Origin of the sequence: Streptomyces sp. NPDC051207 (assembly GCF_040682395.1) — a bacterium.
GTDB lineage: Bacteria > Actinomycetota > Actinomycetes > Streptomycetales > Streptomycetaceae > Streptomyces.
The window spans coordinates 76,003-94,416 of the sequence record NZ_JBFBAX010000012.1 but is presented as its reverse complement, the minus strand read 5'-3'; the positions used below and the strand labels follow the sequence as shown (position 1 = coordinate 94,416).

Sequence of the window (18,414 nt, the reverse complement as noted above, 5' to 3'; positions counted from 1 at the left end):
GGCCCCGTTGGCCGCACGTGTCCAGAAAGCGGTTTCCGTCAGCGGGTGAAGACGGCCACCGTCCTGGCCGGCACCGTGAACGTGCCGCTGTCCGCGTCGTACGACGCCTTCTTCACCACCGGGTCGGCGCCGGACGCCTGCACCGGGTGCAGCCGGTGGGCCGTCCCGGCGAGGGCCTCGACGCGCTGCTCCCGCGCCTCCGGCGTCGCGTTGAACACCACGACCAGGTCACCGAGCTTCATGGTGATCACGCCGGGTGTCTCGTCCGTGCCGGACAGCGGGAAGGACAGCTTCGCCTGCACCTGCTCGGCGGTGCCGAGGGAGAACGCCGGCTCGGTCGTCCGGATCCTCAGCAGGTCCCGGTAGGCGGCCGAGGCCCCCTCGATCTGCTCGCAGCCCACCCGCACCGACGTCAGCAGCGGCTTGGCGTACGGCCACTTGGACTCGTTGTCGGCCGCCGGGGGCAGCCCGCGGCCGAAGCCGTTGCCGTCGGCGCAGTCCCAGTGGATGGCGTTGAACCAGTCGCCGCTGTCGTAGGAGTTGCGGTCCAGGGACTTCGAGCGCAGCAGGTCGGTGCCCGCCTGCGACAGGGCCGGGCCCTGCGAGAGGGCGGCCGTGGCCATCGCCAGCACCTGCATCCTGGCCCGGTCCGCGGCCGGGGTGTCCTTCGGCAGCTTGAAGGCGAGGGCGTCGAACAGCGTCTCGTTGTCGTGCGCGTCGGCGTACGCGAGGGCGTCACCGGGGGCGTCCACGTACCCGGCCGGGGAGCCGTTGTAGTCGACCTGGGCTCCGGTGACCTCCTTGCCGTCGGTGCCGGTGAAGCGGTACCTCGCCAGGTTGCCGGACAGGCCGACCTTGATCAGGTCCTGGTAGTGCAGCAGGCGGGCCTTCTGCTCGGCCCGCGTGCCGTTGTCCGCCGCCGGGTTGGGGTCGGTGTAGAGGCCGGAGGCGAAGCCCTGGATGCCGGGGTCGGCGTCGAAGGGGCCGCCGCCGCGCACCGCGTCACGGGCCCGGTCGGAGAACGTGGCGATGCCCGTGCCCGCCATGTTCTTCTGGGTGGCCTGCTCGAAGCGGGCGTCGTCGGCGATCTCGCCGAAGTTCCAGCCCTCGCCGTACAGGATGATCTTCTTGCCGTCGACGCCGTCCTTGTCGACGGTGAGCGCGTCGAGGGCCTTGCGGACGGCGAGGATGTTCGCCTTCGGGTGGTGGCCCATCAGGTCGAAGCGGAAGCCGTCGACCTTGTACTCCCTGGCCCAGGTGACGATCGAGTCGACCACGAGCTTGCCCATCATGGCGTTCTCGGTGGCGGTGTTGGCGCAGCAGGTGCTGTTCGCCACCGAGCCGTCGGCGAGGAGCCGCTGGTAGTAGCCGGGCACGATCCGGTCGAGGACGCTCGTCCTCGCCTGGCCGCTCGCCGCGGTGTGGTTGTAGACGACGTCCATGACGACCCGCAGGCCGTCCTCGTTGAGCGCCTTGACCATCCTGCGGAACTCCACCGTGCGGGCGGTGCCGTCCGGGTCGGTGGCGTAGGAGCCCTCCGGGACCGTGTAGTGGAACGGGTCGTAGCCCCAGTTGTAGGCGTCCTTCGCGGCGGCCTTCGCCACGCACTTCTGCTGCTCGGCCGAGTCGGCCGGGAAGGCGGCCAGGTCGCAGTCGACGGTCGCCTGGTCCGACTTCTTCTCGGGGATCGTGGCGATGTCGAACGCGGGCAGCAGGTGCACGTACGACGTGCCCGCCTCGGCGAGTCGGCGCAGGTGCCTGCTTCCGGCGCTGTCCTTGTCGGTGAAGGCGAGGTAGCTGCCGGGGTTGCCGGCCGTCCTGTCCTCGACGGAGAAGTCGCGGATGTGCAGTTCCTGGATCTGGGCGTCCTTCAGCGGCACGGCCTGTGGCTTGCTCAGCGCCGACCAGCCCTTCGGGGCGAGCGCCCGGTCGCGCAGGTCGACGACGAGACTGCGCTCGGAGTCCGCGGTGAGGGCGAGCGAGTACGGGTCGGTGACCTTGTTGGTGACGACCTCGCGGACGCTGGGCGCCCACACCTTCACGACGTACCGGTACGGCTTGTTCTTCCAGGACGACGGGCCGGTGACGGACCAGACGCCGGTGGCGGGGTCCCGCTTCATGGCGGCCGTGGAACCGTCGATCTCCAGCCGCACCGACTGCGCGGTGGGCGCCCACACCGACAGCGTGGGGCGGCCGTCGCGGAAGACCGGGCCGAGGTCCGCCCTCGTCGCGTCGTACACATCGTCCAGGACTCCGGCGATCTGCACGCCGGTCGCGGCGAGGACGGCACCGTTCACGGCCCGCTGGGAGGCGACGACCTGGCCGCGCAGCGCCTCGCGCACGCGGTCCCGGTCCCGCGGGTCGACGGAGAAGGCGGTGTAGTTCCTCAGGTGCGGGAACCTCGCCTTCTGGGCGTCGGTCAGGGACGACTTGGACAACCGCAGCCAGCGCTCGTCGTCGCTGGTCAGCGTGGCGTTCTCGGCCTTGATGGAGCCGCTGCGGGAGTACAGCAGCTGGGTGGAGGCGGCGGCCTCTGAGCCGTTCCACGCGACCGTGTTCCGGTCGATCCAGACCGCCTTGGAGGTGGTCAGGTCGAGGGCCGCCGCGGAGCCCGCGGGCTGCGGCAGCAGGTACTTCTCCTGGCCGCTCAACAGCCACACCTCGTGGCCGTGCGCGGTGAGGTCCAGGGACTGGTCGGCGGGCAGGTCCTTCTGGTCGCCCTTGTGGATGATGTAGCTGAGGCTGGTGGCACCCTCGGTGAGCGGTACCTCGAAGACAGCGCCATAGGGGTCAGTCTTCACCGGCTTCAGCGGATTCGACCACTCGGTGGGGTGCGCGGCGCCGGTCCAGGCGTGCAGACCCCAGCCGTCGTAGTCGCCGTCGGCGCGGTGGTAGTGCAGGACCGCCTTCGTCCTGTCCTGCGCCGGGTACTCGGGCCGCTCGGTGCGGACGGTGTCCTTGCCCTGCTCGATCCAGATCTCGCCGGTTCTGGTGACGTCGATCGTGCGGTCGGCCGGGACGTCCTTGGTGCCGTTCTTGTCGATCACCAGGAAGCCGACGTTCTGCGCGCCGGGCTTCAGCTTCACGTAGGCGAACGCGCCGTACGCGTCGCGGCCGGTGAAGGGGTGGCTGTCCGGCCAGTTGGTGGCCTCGCCCTCGGCGAGGTCGCCCCAGGCGTACAGGCCCCAGTCGGCGTAGTTCCCGTCCTCGCGCTTGTAGTGCACGATCGCGTAGTCCCGGGACGACGCGGTGGGGGGCTCCTCGACGGGCGGCGTGCCCGTGCTGCTCTCGGCGGTGGCGCTCCTGGTGCGGCCGGCCGCGTCGATCACGACCGCCTTGTAGCGCAGGGCCGTGCCCGCCGGTACGTCCGCGCCGACGGTGTGCGTGACCTTGTACGGGGCGTGGTCGGCGGAGCCGAGGATCCGCCACTCGGCGTTGCCGGTCTGCGCGGCGAAGACGACGCGGTTTCCCTCGTCGGTGCCGGCGGTCACCTCCACCGTGCCGGTGGCGCCCGCGGCCGGGGCCTTCAGGGTGAGCGACGGCGCGGTGGCGGGCTCGGGCCGCGCGGTGGCGGCCTTCAGCACGATCGCCGACTGCGGCGGGACGGTGACGGTGATCTTCTTGTCGCCGTCCGACCGCACGGTCGCGTCGGTGCCGTGGATGCCGGTGAAGGCGGTGTCCGGCGAACCCGTGGCGAACGTCGCGGACTTGGCGTCGGTGGCGTTGTTGAACGCGACGACGTACTCGGTGCGGGACTCGGTGTCCGTGCGGGAGAACGCGTAAACGCCGGGGCCGTGCGCCGCGTGCCGCTCGGTCTGGACGCCGTCCGTGAGCGCCGGGTGCGCCCTGCGGAGCTTCGCCAGGGCCCTGATCTGCTCGTAGAGCGGGGCACTGGTGTCGTACGCGGCGTCGGCGTGCGTGCGGTCCGTGCCGATCCGGTCGTCGTCCAGGTAGTCGGCGGTGCGGGACGCGAACAGCGGCTGGCGGGCGTCCTTGTCGCCGCCGGAGCCGGTGAAGCCCTGCTCGTCGCCGTAGTAGACGACCGGGTTGCCGCGGCTGAGGAACATCAGCTCGTTGGCCAGCTTCGCGCGCTTGAGCAGGGCGGCGTCCGTGGCCTTCGGGTTGTCCTGGTTCAGGAAGTGCCCGATGCGGCCCATGTCGTGGTTGCCGAGGAACGTGACCTGCTCGTACGCGTTGGCCTTGTCCGTCGTGTACCGGTAGTCGTCGGCGAAGACCGACCGGAGCTTCTGGGCGCTGCCGCCCTGGGAGGCGTACTGGCGGGCCGCCTCCTGGAACGGGAAGTCCAGCGTGGCGTCCAGACGGCCCTGCGTGACGTACGGCGAGGTGATCGCCGTGTCCGCGGAGTAGACCTCGCCGAACATGAAGAAGTCGTCACGGCCGCGCTTGGCCGCGTAGGCGTCCAGGGCCGTGGCCCACTGCGTCCAGAACTCCATGTTGACGTGCTTGACCGTGTCGATGCGGAAGCCGTCGATGCCGAAGTCCCTGACCCAGCGCTGGTAGATCCTCGCCATGCCCTCCACGACCTCGGGGCGCTCGGTCCACAGGTCGTCCAGGCCGGAGAAGTCGCCGTAGGTGGTGGACTCGCCGGCGTACGTCGAGTCACCCCGGTTGTGGTACATCGCCGGGTCGTTGAGCCACGACGGGACCTTGAGGTTCTTCTTGGCGGCCGGGACGGTCGGGGTGCGGGGGAAGCTGTCGCGGTCGACGCGGGGGAACTTCCCGTCGCCCGCGGCGTGGTCGGCGTCGTCGAAGGGGGTGCCGTGGGCGGTCAGGTACGGGAAGGCGCCCTTGGAGAGGTAGCTGTAGGACTTCTCCTCGTAGTCGACCACGTCGGCGGTGTGGTTGGTGATGACGTCGAAGTAGACCTTCATGCCCTTGGCGTGGGCCTTGTCGATGAGGTTCTCGAGGTCGGCGTTGCTGCCGAAGTGCGGGTCGACCTGGGTGAAGTCGGTGATCCAGTAGCCGTGGTAGCCGGCGGAGGCGTTGCTGCCCTCGCCCTGCACGGGCTGGTTCTTGAAGAGGGGGGCCATCCAGATGGCGGTGGTGCCCAGGCCCTTGATGTAGTCGAGCTTCTTGGTGAGGCCCTTGAGGTCGCCGCCCTGGTAGAAGCCCTTGTCGGTGGGGTCGTGGCCGGTGGTGAGGCGTGAACCGGTCAGGCCGCCCTTGTCGTTGCCGGGGTCGCCATTGGCGAAACGATCCGGCAGGACGAAGTAGAACTGCTCGCGGGTGGCGTCGTGACGGGCCGGCTGCGCGGCGAGCTTCGCGTCGGACGGCGGGGCGGGTGGGGTGTCCGCCATGGCCGCCGGCGGCTGGACGAGGGATGCGGATGCGGCGAGTGCGGCGACGGTGACGGTGACGGCCGCGAGCCGTCTGCCGTGCGGGGTGCGGCGCGTGGGCCGCGCCGGCCATCTCGGTATCACGGGCGTGAACTCCTTGCGACTGCGGCTCATTCGGGTCCGACCCCTGCGCCTCGGTGATGGCCGACGTTTCTGTCCGTCTCCGTCGCCGGGCGTCCGCGCGACGGTATCGCCGGCGCAAGGGTTGCAGCAAGAGGCGTGAAAGGGGCGGTAAGGGGTTGCATGCCGGATTGTTACGGAGGTCTGCGGTGCTGTGCGGGTGGGGTGCCTGCGGCGGCCTGTGCGGGGTCGGTGGGGGGTGCGCGTGGGGCGGTGGCTCCGGTGGGTGCCGAGGGTGCGGCGGCCTCGTGGGTGCGGGTGGGGCGCCTGCGGCGGCCTGCGCGGGTTCGGTGGGGGTGCGCGTAGCGCTGTCTCTTCGGTGGGTGGGGCGGGGCCGCGCCGGGGGGTGTCCGTCCTCGGAACGGCGCGGAATCGGTGAGTCGTGAAGGGACCGGCGCGGACGCGCCAACCGCTGCGGGCGGACACCCCCCGACACGGCCCCTCCTCGCCATCGGCGACTGCGGCCCGGTGGTTCCTTCTGCACATACGCCCTTCCGGGCGTGGGCGACTGCGGTGGCTCCTTCTGCCCATACGTTCTTCCGGGCGTGGGCGGCTGCGGCCCGGTGGTTCCGCACACGCGGGAGGGCGCCGGGCCGCGCAACACCCCGGCGCTCCCGAAGCCGGCGGGGCGTTGCCGCTTCAGCGCGTCAGCAGGTCGACTTGCCCGCGTAGATCGCCAGCGCCGTGTTCGACGGCAGTGTCGCCGTCAGCTGGCCCGAGCCGTTCACCGTCACCTGCGTGTTGTTCTGCACGTTGCAGTACGTCCCCGCCGGCAGCGACGTCTGGTACGTGCGGGTCAGCGCTCCCGCCTCGTGGTTGATCGCCACGAAGCCCTTGCTGCCCCGGCCGAAGGCGATCGCGTCGCCCCCGTTGTCCCACCAGTTCGTCACCGCCTGCCCGCGCGTGGCGTTGCGGAAGCCCACCATCGACTTGATCTCCCGCCAGGCGTGCTGGCACTTCCAGCCGTTCTGCCAGCACGCGTCCACCCGGCCCCCGTTGGGCGGCCCCGCGTCGTGGTCGGTGAACTCGTAACCGGAGTTGATGTCCGGCGCCCCGTACGGCCAGGCCAGCATGAAGACGTTCGCCAGCGTGTAACGGGCGTTGTCCTTGTAGCTGAGCGTCGACCCGTTGCGCTCGGTGTCGTGGTTGTCGACGAACACGCCCGCGCTGGAGCTGCTCAGATAGCCCCAGCCCTCGCCGTAGTTCTTCAGGTAGGCGAGGTTCTCGCTGGTGAAGACCCGCTTGAGGTCGTAGGCGTAGCGGAACTCCTGGACGTCCCCGTTGCCGGTGTACTCGGTCGGCTGCACGGCCTCGCCCGCGCCGTGGATGACCTCCTGCTTCCAGTACGCCGAGGGGTTCGTCAGGCGGGACTTGATGTTCGCCAGGTCCGCCGCGGGCATGTGCTTGGCCGCGTCGACGCGGAAGCCGTCCACGCCGAGGGAGAGCAGGTCGTTCATGTACTTGGCGATGGCCGAGCGGACGTACTCCTCGCCGGTGTCCAGGTCCGCCAGGCCCACCAGTTCGCAGTTCTGGACGTTCCAGCGGTCCTGGTAGTTGGTGATCTGCGCCGTGCAGTTGTCGAAGTCGTAGGAGCTGTAGAGGCCGGGGTAGTTGTACTTGCTGTACGAGGAGCCGCCCGTGCCCGTGCCGCTGCCCGCGGACATGTGGTTGATGACCGTGTCGACGACGACCTTGACCCCGGCCGCGTGGCAGGTGTTCACCATGTTCTGGAAGGCGGCCCGGTCGCCGAGCCGGCCGGCTATCCGGTAGCTGACCGGCTGGTACGACGTCCACCACTGCGCGCCCTGGATGTGCTCGGCGGGCGGGGAGACCTGTACGTATCCGAAGCCGGCCGGGCCGAGGGTGCTGGTGCACTCCTTGGCGACGGAGGCGAAGTTCCACTCGAAGAGGACGGCCGTGACGTCCTTGGTGCCGGGCGGGGAGGCCTCGGCGGCAGTCGGGGCCATGACAAATGCGGCGGCCGTGAGGGCGAGCGCCCCGGCGAGGGTTCTGCGTGCCATGTGGGGTTCCTTCTTCGTCGAAGGCGGTGGGGATCCGGCCCGGGGAAGGCCGGTGGGACCGCTGAGGATTCTTGCTGAAACTTTCCAGCAACCTTGCGGTGACGCAGATGTTAAAGGCCTGCCACCTGAAAAGGCAGCAGGCCGTATGGAATTCAATGAAAAATCTTGCGAGGGCCCGCCGGGGCGGACCGTTCGTCCGCCCCGGCGGGCCCTCGGGTGACGGTTCTCAGGTCCTGGTGAACCAGACCGTGGTGTCGGCGGGGACCTTCGCCTCGCCGTCCACCTCGGCCACCTCACCGCTGGCGAGCAGCACCCGGCCGTACGCCGGTGTCGTCACCGACTCCCCCGTGGTGTTCGCCACGCACACGAACTCCCCGCGCCGGAAGGCCAGGACGCCCTCGGGCGCCCGCAGCCACTCCACCGCGTCGCCCGCGCCCAGGTCGGCGTGTTCCCGGCGCACCGCGAGCGCCGTCCGGTACAGCTCCAGCGTCGAGCCGGGCTGTCCCGTCTGCGCCTCGACGCTCAGCTCGCCCCAGCCCTCCGGCTGCGGCAGCCAGCTGCCGCCGTCGCCGAAGCCGTACGACGAACCGGCGCGCGTCCACGGGATCGGCACCCGGCAGCCGTCGCGGAAGCCGTCCTGGCCCGCGCCGCGGAAGTACGCCGGGTCCTGGCGCACCTCGTCGGCCAGGTCGACGACGTCCGGCAGGCCCAGCTCCTCACCCTGGTAGACGTACGCCGATCCCGGCAGCGCGAGCATGAGGAGGGTGGCCGCGCGGGCCCGGCGCAGGCCGAGGTCGCGGTCGCCGGCCAGGCGGATCTGGGTGCCGAGGCCGGGCGGGTTGGCGAACCGGGTGGCGTGCCGGGTCACGTCGTGGTTGGACAGCACCCAGGTGGCGGGGGCGCCGACCGGGCGCATCGCCTCCAGGGTGCGGTCGATGACCTCGCGCAGCTCGGCCGCGTCCCAGTGGGTGCTCAGATACTGGAAGTTGAAGGCCTGGTGCAGCTCGTCGGGGCGGACGTAGTTGGCGGTGCGCTCGATGGTCGGCGTCCACGCCTCGGCGACGAAGATACGCCCGCCCGTCTCCCGCCCCCGCCCTGCTGCGGAAGGCCCTTCGGGCCCCGGGTCGTTGCCCGCGTACTCGTCGAGGATCGTGCGCCACTGCCGGTAGATCTCGTGCACGCCGTCCTGGTCGAAGAACGGGGTGACATCGTTGCCCAGCAGTTTCAGCTGCTCGTCGGAGCCGAGGTCCGGCAGTCCCTCGGCCTTGACCAGGCCGTGGGCGACGTCGATGCGGAAGCCGTCGACGCCCATGTCCAGCCAGAAGCGCAGGATGGAGCGGAACTCGTCGCCGACCGCCGGGTGCTCCCAGTTGAAGTCGGGCTGCTCGGGGGCGAACAGGTGCAGGTACCACTCGCCGGGCGTGCCGTCCGGTTCGGTGACGCGGGTCCAGGCGGGGCCGCCGAAGATGGACTCCCAGTCGTTGGGCGGCAGTTCGCCGTTCGGGCCCTTGCCGGGGCGGAAGTGGTAGCGCTCCCGCAGCGGGGAGCCGGGGCCCTCCGCCAGGGCGCGCTTGAACCACTCGTGCTGATCGGAGGAGTGGTTGGGCACCAGGTCGACGATGATGCGCAGGCCCAGTCCGTGCGCGTCGCGGATCAGCGCGTCGGCGTCGAGCAGCGTGCCGAACATCGGGTCGACGGCCCGGTAGTCGGCGACGTCGTAGCCGGCGTCGGCCTGCGGCGAGGCGTAGAAGGGGCTGAGCCACACGGCGTCCACGCCGAGGTCGCGCAGGTACGGCAGGCGGGAGCGTACGCCTTCGAGGTCGCCCATGCCGTCGCCGTTGCTGTCGGCGAAGCTGCGTGGGTAGACCTGGTAGATCACCGCGTCCCGCCACCAGTCGCGGCGCTTGGTGACCGTGGCGACGGCTGCTTGGGAGGGGGAGGTTTCGGCCGGGGCGGCGGAGTGCTGCTGGCTCATGGCGTCCTTGGAACCTAACGGGGTCATCGGGTGTGGGTTGCGGCTGCGGGTGACGACGAGGCGGCCGCGGTGCAGCGGGGTCGGACGGGCACCGCGGCCGCCGCCCGCGCGGTCAGGCGCGCGGGAGTCCGGTCACCGGCGTCAGCCCTTCGTGCCGCCGGCGGTGAGGCCGGTCACCAGGTTCTTCTGCACGAGGTAGAAGAACGCGGACACGGGTATCGCGACCAGCACGGCGGTGGCCGCCATGAGGTTGCGCTGCGCGTCGTGCTCGCTGACGAAGCTCTGCAGGCCGACCGCGAAGGTGTACTTGGTGTCGTCCAGCAGGAACGTCGACGCGAAGGCGACCTCGCCGAACGCGGTGATGAAGCTGTAGAAGCCTGCGACGGCCAGGCCCGGCCTGGCGAGCGGCAGGATCAGCCGCACGAAGGTGCCGAACGGGCTCAGTCCGTCGACCCGGCCCGCTTCGTCGATCTCGAACGGGATGGTGTCGAAGTAGCCCTTGAGGAGCCAGGCGCAGTACGGCACCGCGGTCGAGCAGTAGACCAGGATGAGGCCGAGGTAGGTGTCGATGAGCTGGAGCTCCGACAGGATCTGGTACATCGGCACCATCAGGACCGCCACCGGGAACATCTGGGTGACCAGCAGGACCCACATGAACTTGCGGTACCCGGGGAAGCGCATGCGGGACACCGCGTAGCCGGTGCTGGCGGCGATGACGACGCCGATCAGCGTGGTGCCGAGCGAGACGACCAGCGTGCTCTTGAGCCAGTCGAAGAAGTTGGTGTCCTGCAGGACGAACGCGTAGTTGTCGAGCGTCATCTTGCCCCAGATGTCTCCGGGGTGCAGGTAGTCGTCCTTGTCCGGGCCGAGGGACAGGAACACCAGCCAGGCGATCGGGAACAGCGCGGCCAGGCTCGCGGCGATCAGGATGCCGTGGGAGGCGAGGGCGGCGCCGAGGCCGGTCTCGCCGCGGCGGCGGACCGTGCCGGGCCCGGGGGCCGCCGCGCCCTTGTCGCCGGCCGCGGCGGGGGTCTCGACTGTGGTGGTACTCATGGGGACTCCTGCCTCAGATCGCGAGCTGCTGGTCATTGCGGTTCAGCCAGCGGCGGTAGAAGGAGGTGAAGACGATCAGGATGGCCAGCAGCAGGATGCCGTAGGCGGCGGACTGCGCGAAGTCGCGCGGCTGCTGTCCGAAGCCCAGGTAGTAGGCCCACGTCACGAGGATCTGGGCGTCCGGGGCGGTGTTGCCGAACAGCAGGAAGATCACGGCGAACTGGTTGAAGGTCCAGATGACGCCGAGCAGGACGACGGTGGAGCTGACCGACCTCAGCCCCGGCAGGGTGACGTAGCGGAACCGCTGCCAGGCGGTGGCGCCGTCCATCTCGGCCGCCTCGTACAGGGTGGAGTCGATGGACTGCAGGCCGCCGAGCAGGGAGACCATCATGAACGGCACACCGCACCAGGTGTTGACCATGATCGCGGCGAACCGCTGCCAGAAGGTGTCCTCCAGCCACAGCGGCGTCGGCAGGTGCAGCATGTCCAGGCCGGAGTTGATGATGCCGCCGTCGGCGAGCATGAAGCGCCAGCCGAAGACGGTGACGAAGGTCGGCACGGCCCACGGCAGGACCAGGATCAGCCGGTACAGGGTCCGGCCGCGCAGCTTCTGGTTGAGCAGCAGGGCGAGGCCGAGGCCGATGGTGTAGTGCAGGCCGACGCACAGCGCGGTCCACACGATCGTCCAGATGAAGTGCGACCAGAACCGGTCGTACGCCGTCGGGCCCCACAGGATGTCGGCGTAGTTGTCGAGTCCGATGAACTTGTAGGTGGCCTCGATCTCGTTGACGCCGATGGTGCGGGCCGTGTTGAGGCTGTTGGCGTCGGTGAGCGTCAGATAGAAGCCGTACGCCAGCGGATACAGCACCAGGACGCCGAGCACGACGGCCACGGGCGCGATCATGGCGTAGGCGTACCAGTATTTCCGGTAGCTGTGCTGGAAGCGCCGGCCCAGCCCGGGCCGCGGCGCGCGGTCACCGCGGCGCTTGCCGGTCGCGCGGTCGATGGCGACTGTCATGTTCGACACTTTCTGGAAAGTTCTACGGCACTGAAGGGGTGGCCGGGCAGGCCGACGGCCGCCGGACCCGTCCCGTGCGGGGCGGATCCGGCGGCCGGCCGGATCACTTGCTGAAGTCCGGCACCAGCTTGGCGATGGCGAGTTCCGCGTTGCTCAGGCCCTTGTCCAGGGACACCTTGCCGCTCGCGATCTTCGGCAGTTCCTCGTCGAGCGGGCCCCACAGCGAGCTGTACTCCGGCAGCGCCGGGCGCGGCTGGGCGGCGGACAGCACGCCCTGGTAGCCGGCGATGCCCGGGTCGGCGACGACCTTGACGCTGTAGGCGTCCTCGCGCGTCGGCAGCGTGGAGTTCTTCAGCGCGATGGTCTCCTGCGCCTTGGCCGAGGTCATGAAGTTGACGAACTTCAGCGCGGCCTTCTGCTTCGCTTCGCTGGAGCCGGCGTAGACGGCCAGGTTGTGGCCGCCGGTCGGGGCGCCCGCCTTGCCGCTGGAGCCGCCCGGGACGGGGGCGATGCCCAGGTTCTTCTTGTCCTTGAAGGCGGCGCCCTTGTAGAAGTTGGTGATCTCCCACGGGCCCTGGATGATCGCGGCGACCTTGCCGTTGACGAACGCGTCCTGGATGTGGGCGTAGGCGTCGGCGGTGGTGTCGGCCTTGTGCAGGCCCTTGCCGTCGAACAGGCTCAGCCAGGTGCCGTAGGCCTTCTTGGCCTCGGGGGAGGCGACGGTGATCTTCTTGGCGTCGGCGTCGACCGTGTCGGTGCCCTCGCCGTAGAGGAACGACTGCGCGTAGTAGGCCTGGGTGGAGCCCCAGTAGCCGTCGACGCCCGTCTTGTCCTTGATCGTGGCGGCGGCCTTCTTCAGCTCGTCCCAGGTCTTGGGGGCCTCGACGCCGGCCTTCTCGAACAGGGCCTTGTTGTAGACGAGGGCGAGGGTGTCCGTGGTGAACGGCACGCCGTACGTCTTGCCCTCGTACTTGGCCTGCTCGATCAGGCTGGACTGGAACTTGGCCTGGTCCTCGAGGGCCTCGGTGCCGTCCAGCGGCAGGAAGTAGCCCTTCTTGGCGAAGGCGGGGGTCCAGCCGACCTCGGAACGCAGCACGTCGGGGGCGCCCTTGGAACCGGCGGCGGTGTCGAACTTGTTCTGCGCCTGGTCGAACGGCACGTTGACGTACTTGACCTTGATGTCCTTGTTGGCGGCCATGAATTCCTTGACCAGGGCCTGGTACGTCGGCGCCTCGTTGGTGGCGTTGGACGTGTCCCACCAGGTGAGGGTGACCGGGCCGTCGGCCTTGTCGCCGCTGTCGCTGTCGCCGCCGCAGGCCGTCGCCGCGAGGGCGAGGGACGCCACCAGAGCGGTGGCCGCTATGCCACGCCGCATGAGTTCTCCTTGAGGGTGAAAGCCCGTGTGGTGCAGGGGGCCCCGTCTGCCGCTCCTGCCGACTTGCCGACCGCGCCGATGGGGGCCCCTCCCGCTCGAGTGGTCCGAGAGTGGGGGACGCTGCCGGGCGACGTGAACGTAACAGCGATGCAATGCCCGCGAAAGACCTTGCAGCAAAAAAGTGCAAGGCCTGCCGAGAGTTATGCCGCCGTGACCTGTCCGCCACCGCCGCGCGACCCTGTGTCCGGGCCCTACGCGCCCCGACGGGGCCTGTGCAAGACTCTGCAAGCACTTGCCATCCGTTTCCGCCGGGTGAATCATCCGTTGCGGTACCGGACACCGACCACGACATGAGGGATCGCGATGACGCAGCAACCCGCGGCGCGCCGCTCACCGGTGCGCACCAGGCGTCCGGTCGGTGGGCAAGGCGACATGCGCCCGCTACAGTCCCCTGCTGTGACCACACGGCTTGCCGACATCGCTGCTCAGGCGGGGGTGAGCGAGGCGACCGTCAGCCGCGTCCTCAACGGCAAGCCGGGCGTCGCCGCCACCACCCGCCAGTCCGTGCTGGCCGCGCTCGACGTCCTGGGCTACGAACGCCCGGTGCGGCTGCGGCAGCGCAGCGAGGGCCTGGTGGGCCTGATCACGCCGGAGCTGGAGAACCCGATATTCCCGGCGCTGGCCCAGGTCATCGGGCAGGCGCTGACCAGGCAGGGCTACACCCCGGTGCTGGCCACCCAGACCCCGGGCGGGTCGACGGAGGACGAGCTGACGGAGATGCTCGTGGACCGCGGCGTCGCCGGGATCATCTACGTCTCCGGACTGCACGCGGACACCACGGCCGACACGCAGCGCTACGAGCGACTGCGCGCCCAGGGCGTGCCGTTCGTGCTCGTGGACGGCTTCTCGCCCAAGGTGCAGGCGCCGTTCATCTCGCCCGACGACCGCGCGGCGATGGCGCTGGCGGTCACGCACCTCGCCTCCCTCGGCCACACCCGCATCGGCCTGGCCCTCGGCCCCAAGCGTTTCGTGCCGGTGCAGCGCAAGATCGAGGGGTTCGTGCGCTCGGTGCAGGAGCAGCTGGGCCTGAGCGCGCAGACCGTGGAGACGGAGCTGGTGCAGCACTCGCTCTACACGCTGGAGGGCGGCCAGGCCGCCGCGACGGCGCTGATCGAGCGGAACTGCACGGCGGTGGTCTGCGCCAGCGACATGATGGCGCTCGGCGCGATACGGGCGGCGCGCCAGCACGGCCTGGAGGTCCCCACGGACATCTCCGTGGTCGGCTTCGACGACTCCCCGCTGATCGCGTTCACCGACCCGCCGCTGACGACGGTCCGCAAGCCGGTCCCGGCGATGGGACAGGCCGCGGTGCGCACGCTGCTGGAGGAGATCGGCGGGACGCCCGCGCCGCACAGCGAGTTCGTGTTCATGCCGGAACTGGTCGTGCGGGGTTCCACCGCTTCGGCCCCCGGTGACCGGAATCGTCCCTGAGGGGGAGGCGCGGGGCGACGCACCGTGCCCGCGTGGTAGCCACCGGCCCTCCTCGCGGTGGAGAACATGCGTCCCGGGCCCGACCGGAGGATGATCGGTCGGGAAAGGCTTGTCTGGCAGACTCTGTGCCCATGGGTGAGACGACCGTGACGACTCTGGAAGGCCGCGAAGCGGCCGTTCCGCACTCCGTCACGGACGACGCGGGCCAGGGCTTCCTGCGGCGGCTGCGCGCGCCGCGGCGGCCTCGTCTGTGGTTCGAGGTCCTGCTGATCGCGGTGAGTTACTGGACGTACTCCCTCATCCGCAACGCCGTCCCGGAACAGCGCGGCGAGGCGCTGCGCAACGCCGACTGGATCTGGAGGTTCGAGCACCAGCTCGGCCTCGCCTTCGAGCAGTCCGTCAACCACGCCGCGAATTCGGTGACGTGGCTGATCGTCGGCATGAACTACTACTACGCCACGCTGCACTTCGTGGTGACGCTCGGCGTCCTGGTGTGGCTGTACCGCGCGCACCCCGGGCGCTACGCGGCGACCCGGCTGGTGCTGTTCTCCACCACGGGCGTGGCCCTGGTCGGCTACTACCTGTATCCGCTGGCGCCGCCCCGGCTGATGAACGGCGGCCACTTCGTCGACACGGTCGTGGTCCACCAGACGTGGGGCTCGATGGCGTCGGGCGACCTGAAGAACATGTCGAACCAGTACGCCGCGATGCCGTCGATGCACATCGGCTGGTCCCTGTGGTGCGGCCTGACGATCTTCGCCCTCGCCACCGTCCCCTGGGTGCGCGTGCTGGGCCTGCTGTACCCGGCGGGCACGCTGGTGGTGATCGTCGCCACGGCCAACCACTTCTGGCTGGACGCGGTGGGCGGCGTGCTGTGCCTGGCGTTCGGCTACGCCCTGGCGGGCGCCTGGTACGGGGCGACGCCGTACGCGCTGCCGAGGACGGCGCCGCCGCCCCGGCCCCTGCTGACGCCGAGCGCGCGCCGGCGCGCTCAGGTGCCGTAGAACAGCTCGTCGACGACCGCCCGCGCCCGGCGCGTGGTGCGGCGGTACGCGTCCAGCATGTCGCCCGCGTGACCGGCCCCGTACCCCAAGTAGCGGCCCACCGCCGCCAGTTCCCGGCTCTCCGAGGGAAACGTGTCGCCGGCCCTGCCGCGCACCAGCATCACCGCGTTGCGCACCCGGGTCGCCAGCACCCACGCCTCGTCCAGCGTCGCCGCGTCCTCCGCCGTGATCAGCCCGGCCTCGCGGGCCGCGGCCAGCGCCTGCCGGGTGCGCGTCGTGCGCAGCCCGGGCACCTGAGCGCCGTGCCTGAGCTGCATCAGCTGCACGGTCCACTCCACGTCGGACAGCCCGCCCGGCCCGAGCTTGGTGTGCAGCCGGGGGTCGGCGCCGCGCGGCAGCCGCTCCGCCTCCATGCGGGCCTTCAGCCGCCGGATCTCCCGCACGGCCTCCTCCCCCAGCCCGTCGGCCGGGTAGCGCAGCGGGTCGACCAGCTCGATGAACCTGCGGCCCAGCTCCTCGTCCCCGGCGACCGCCTCGGCCCGCAGCAGCGCGTGCGACTCCCACACCAGCGACCAGCGCCGGTAGTAGGCCTCGTACGACTTCAGGGTCCGCACCAGCGGACCCGACTTGCCCTCCGGGCGCAGGTCGGCGTCGATCAGCAGCGGCGGGTCCGAGCTGGGCAGTTGCAGCAGGCGGCGCATCTCGGAGACGACCTTGTTCGCCGCGTCGGCGGCCTCCCGCTCCTCGACGCCGTCCCGGGGCTCGTGCACGAACAGCACGTCGGCGTCGGAGCCGTAGCCCAGCTCGTGGCCGCCGAACCGGCCCATGGCGATGATCGCGAACCGGGTCGGCAGGGTGTCGCCCCAGCCCTCCCCGACCACCGCCCGCAGCGTGCCCGCCAGCGCCGCCGCCGTCAGGTCGGACACCGCCCCGCCGACCAGGTCGACGAGCGCCCCCTGGTCGGCCTCGGCGGGCTGCGCCTCCGTGCCGTACGAGCCGACGATGTCGGCCGCCGCGGTGCGGAACAGCTCGCGGCGCCGCACACCGCGGGCCGCCGTGACGCCCTGCGCCGCGCCGTCCGCACGCCGGACCGCGGCGAGGACCTCCTGCTCCAGCTGGGCCCGGCCGCGCGGCTCCAGACCGCCGCGCCCGCCGGTGTCGCCGTCGCCGAGCAGCGCCACGGCCTCCGGGGCCCGCATCAGCAGGTCGGGGGCGAGCCGCCCCGCCGACAGCACCCGCGCGAGGTTCTCCGCCGCCGCGCCCTCGTCGCGCAGCAGCCGCAGGTACCAGGGGGTCTTGCCGAGCGCGTCGGACACCTTGCGGAAGTTCAGCAGGCCCGCGTCCGGGTCGGCGGAGTCGGCGAACCAGCCCAGCAGCACCGGCAGCAGCGTGCGCTGGATGGCGGCCTTGCGGCTGACCCCGGAGGCCAGCGCCTCCAGGTGCCGCAGCGCGGACGCCGGGTCGGCGTAGCCGAGGGCGACCAGGCGTTCCCGGGCCGCCTCGGTGCTGAGCCGGGCCTCGCCGGGGGCGAGCTGGGCGGCGGCGTCGAGCAGCGGCCGGTAGAACAGCTTCTCGTGCAGGCGCCGAACGGCTCCGGCGTGCCGCTTCCACTCCCGGTGCAGGTCGGCCACCGGGTCCGCGCGCAGGCCCAGGGAGCGTCCGATGCGGCGCAGGTCGGCGTCGTCCTCGGGCACCAGGTGGGTGCGGCGCAGCCGGAACAGCTGGATGCGGTGCTCCATGGAGCGCAGGAAGCGGTACGCCTCGTCGAGCTGCGCGGCGTCGGCGCGGCCCACGTAGCCGCCCGCCGCGAGGGCCTTCAGCGCGGCCAGCGTCGTACCGCTGCGCAGGGAGGCGTCCGCCCGGCCGTGCACCAGCTGGAGCAGCTGCACGGCGAACTCGACGTCCCTGAGGCCGCCCGGGCCGAGTTTGAGCTGGCGGTCGACCTCGGCGACGGGGATGTTCTCCACCACCCGGCGGCGCATCTTCTGCACGTCGGCGACGAAGTTCTCCCGCTCCGCCGCCTGCCACACCAGGGGCTCGACGGCGGCGACGTACTGCTCGCCGAGGCCGAGGTCGCCGGCGACGGGGCGGGCCTTGAGGAGCGCCTGGAACTCCCAGGTCTTGGCCCAGCGCTGGTAGTAGGCGACGTGACTGCTGAGCGTGCGGACGAGCGGACCGTTTCTGCCCTCGGGGCGCAGGTTGGCGTCCACCGGCCAGATGGAGCCCTCGACGGTCGTCTCCGAGCAGATCCGCATCATGTGCGAGGCGAGCCGGGTCGCGGCGCGCAGCGCCTTGCCCTCGTCGGCGCCGTCGACGGCCTCCCCGACGAAGATCACGTCGACGTCGGAGACGTAGTTCAGCTCGTGGCCGCCGCACTTGCCCATCGCGATCACCGCGAGCCGGCACAGCTCCGCGTCGTCGGGCGCGGCGGCCCGCGCCAGGCCGAGGGCGGCGCGCAGCGTGGCGGTGGCGAGGTCGGCGAGTTCGGCGGCGGTCTCGGCGACGTCTGTGGTGCCGCACACGTCACGGGCGGCGATGGACAGCAGGCAGCGCCGGTAGGCGACGCGCAGCGCGACCGGGTCGCGGGCCTCGGCGAGGGAGCGCTCGAACTCGTCCACGCCGGGGTGCAGGTCGCGCGGCTCGTACATCACCAGCGCCCGCCAGTCGCCGGCGTGCCGGGCCAGGTGGTCGGCGAGCGCGGCGGACGCGCCGAGCACGCCGAGGAGGCGGTCGCGCAGCGGCTTGGCCGCGGTCACCGTGTCGAGCAGTTCGCGGCGCGCGGTGGCGTCGGGCTGCGCCTCCAGCAGCCGTACCAGGCCCTGGAGGGCGAGGTCGGGGTCGGCGGTGGCGCCGAGGGCGTCCAGCAGGACCGGGTCGTCGCGGAGGGGGGCCAGCTCGGGGGTGTCGAGGAGCCGTTCGGCGGCGGAGGCATCGGTGAAGCCGTGCCGCAGCAGTCGCGTGAAGGTGCTGCTCCTGCGCCCCGGCGCCGTCATCCCGGCC

9 protein-coding genes are annotated in these 18,414 nt (G+C 71.1%); 2 read left to right on the top strand and 7 right to left on the bottom strand.

The features are described from left to right. Positions 1–38: 38 nt before the first annotated feature. The 6 genes from pulA to AB0M97_RS14680 all read right to left on the bottom strand — a co-directional run bounded on the left by pulA (position 39) and on the right by AB0M97_RS14680 (position 12,919). Entirely contained in the window at positions 39–5,441 is a 5,403-nt protein-coding gene (gene pulA, locus AB0M97_RS14705; protein WP_365961303.1) for a pullulanase-type alpha-1,6-glucosidase, read from the bottom strand. 683 nt (positions 5,442–6,124) lie between these two features. Next, positions 6,125–7,498: an alpha-amylase family protein gene (locus AB0M97_RS14700; protein WP_365961214.1), complete on the bottom strand. Its 1,374-nt coding sequence runs from the start codon at positions 7,496–7,498 to the stop codon at positions 6,125–6,127. 226 nt (positions 7,499–7,724) lie between these two features. After that, positions 7,725–9,473 carry a glycoside hydrolase family 13 protein gene (locus AB0M97_RS14695; RefSeq protein ID WP_365961213.1) on the bottom strand — a complete coding sequence of 583 codons (1,749 nt, stop codon included), beginning with the start codon at positions 9,471–9,473 and terminating at the stop codon, positions 7,725–7,727. A 141-nt stretch (positions 9,474–9,614) separates the two neighbouring features. After that, positions 9,615–10,526 carry an ABC transporter permease subunit gene (locus AB0M97_RS14690; protein WP_365961212.1) on the bottom strand — a complete coding sequence of 304 codons (912 nt, stop codon included), beginning with the start codon at positions 10,524–10,526 and terminating at the stop codon, positions 9,615–9,617. Between the two features lie 13 nt (positions 10,527–10,539). Then, on the bottom strand, positions 10,540–11,544 hold the full coding sequence (locus tag AB0M97_RS14685) for a sugar ABC transporter permease (RefSeq protein WP_365961211.1): 1,005 nt from the start codon (positions 11,542–11,544) through the stop codon (positions 10,540–10,542). A gap of 103 nt (positions 11,545–11,647) precedes the next feature. Further along, positions 11,648–12,919: an extracellular solute-binding protein gene (locus tag AB0M97_RS14680; protein WP_365961210.1), complete on the bottom strand. Its 1,272-nt coding sequence runs from the start codon at positions 12,917–12,919 to the stop codon at positions 11,648–11,650. 456 nt (positions 12,920–13,375) lie between these two features. On the opposite strand from AB0M97_RS14680, the gene AB0M97_RS14675 reads away from it, so the two are divergent. Both AB0M97_RS14675 and AB0M97_RS14670 read left to right on the top strand, forming a co-directional pair. Beyond that, complete coding sequence (locus tag AB0M97_RS14675; RefSeq protein WP_365961209.1) at positions 13,376–14,410, top strand: LacI family DNA-binding transcriptional regulator; 1,035 nt, start codon at positions 13,376–13,378, stop codon at positions 14,408–14,410. 131 nt (positions 14,411–14,541) lie between these two features. After that, on the top strand, positions 14,542–15,414 hold the full coding sequence (locus AB0M97_RS14670) for a phosphatase PAP2 family protein (protein WP_365961208.1): 873 nt from the start codon (positions 14,542–14,544) through the stop codon (positions 15,412–15,414). On the opposite strand, the gene AB0M97_RS14665 is transcribed toward AB0M97_RS14670, so the two are convergent. Beyond that, a complete protein-coding gene (locus AB0M97_RS14665; RefSeq protein WP_365961207.1) occupies positions 15,402–18,407 on the bottom strand; it encodes a bifunctional [glutamine synthetase] adenylyltransferase/[glutamine synthetase]-adenylyl-L-tyrosine phosphorylase in 3,006 nt (1,001 codons plus the stop codon). The genes AB0M97_RS14670 and AB0M97_RS14665 overlap by 13 nt on opposite strands. Positions 18,408–18,414: the final 7 nt, after the last annotated feature.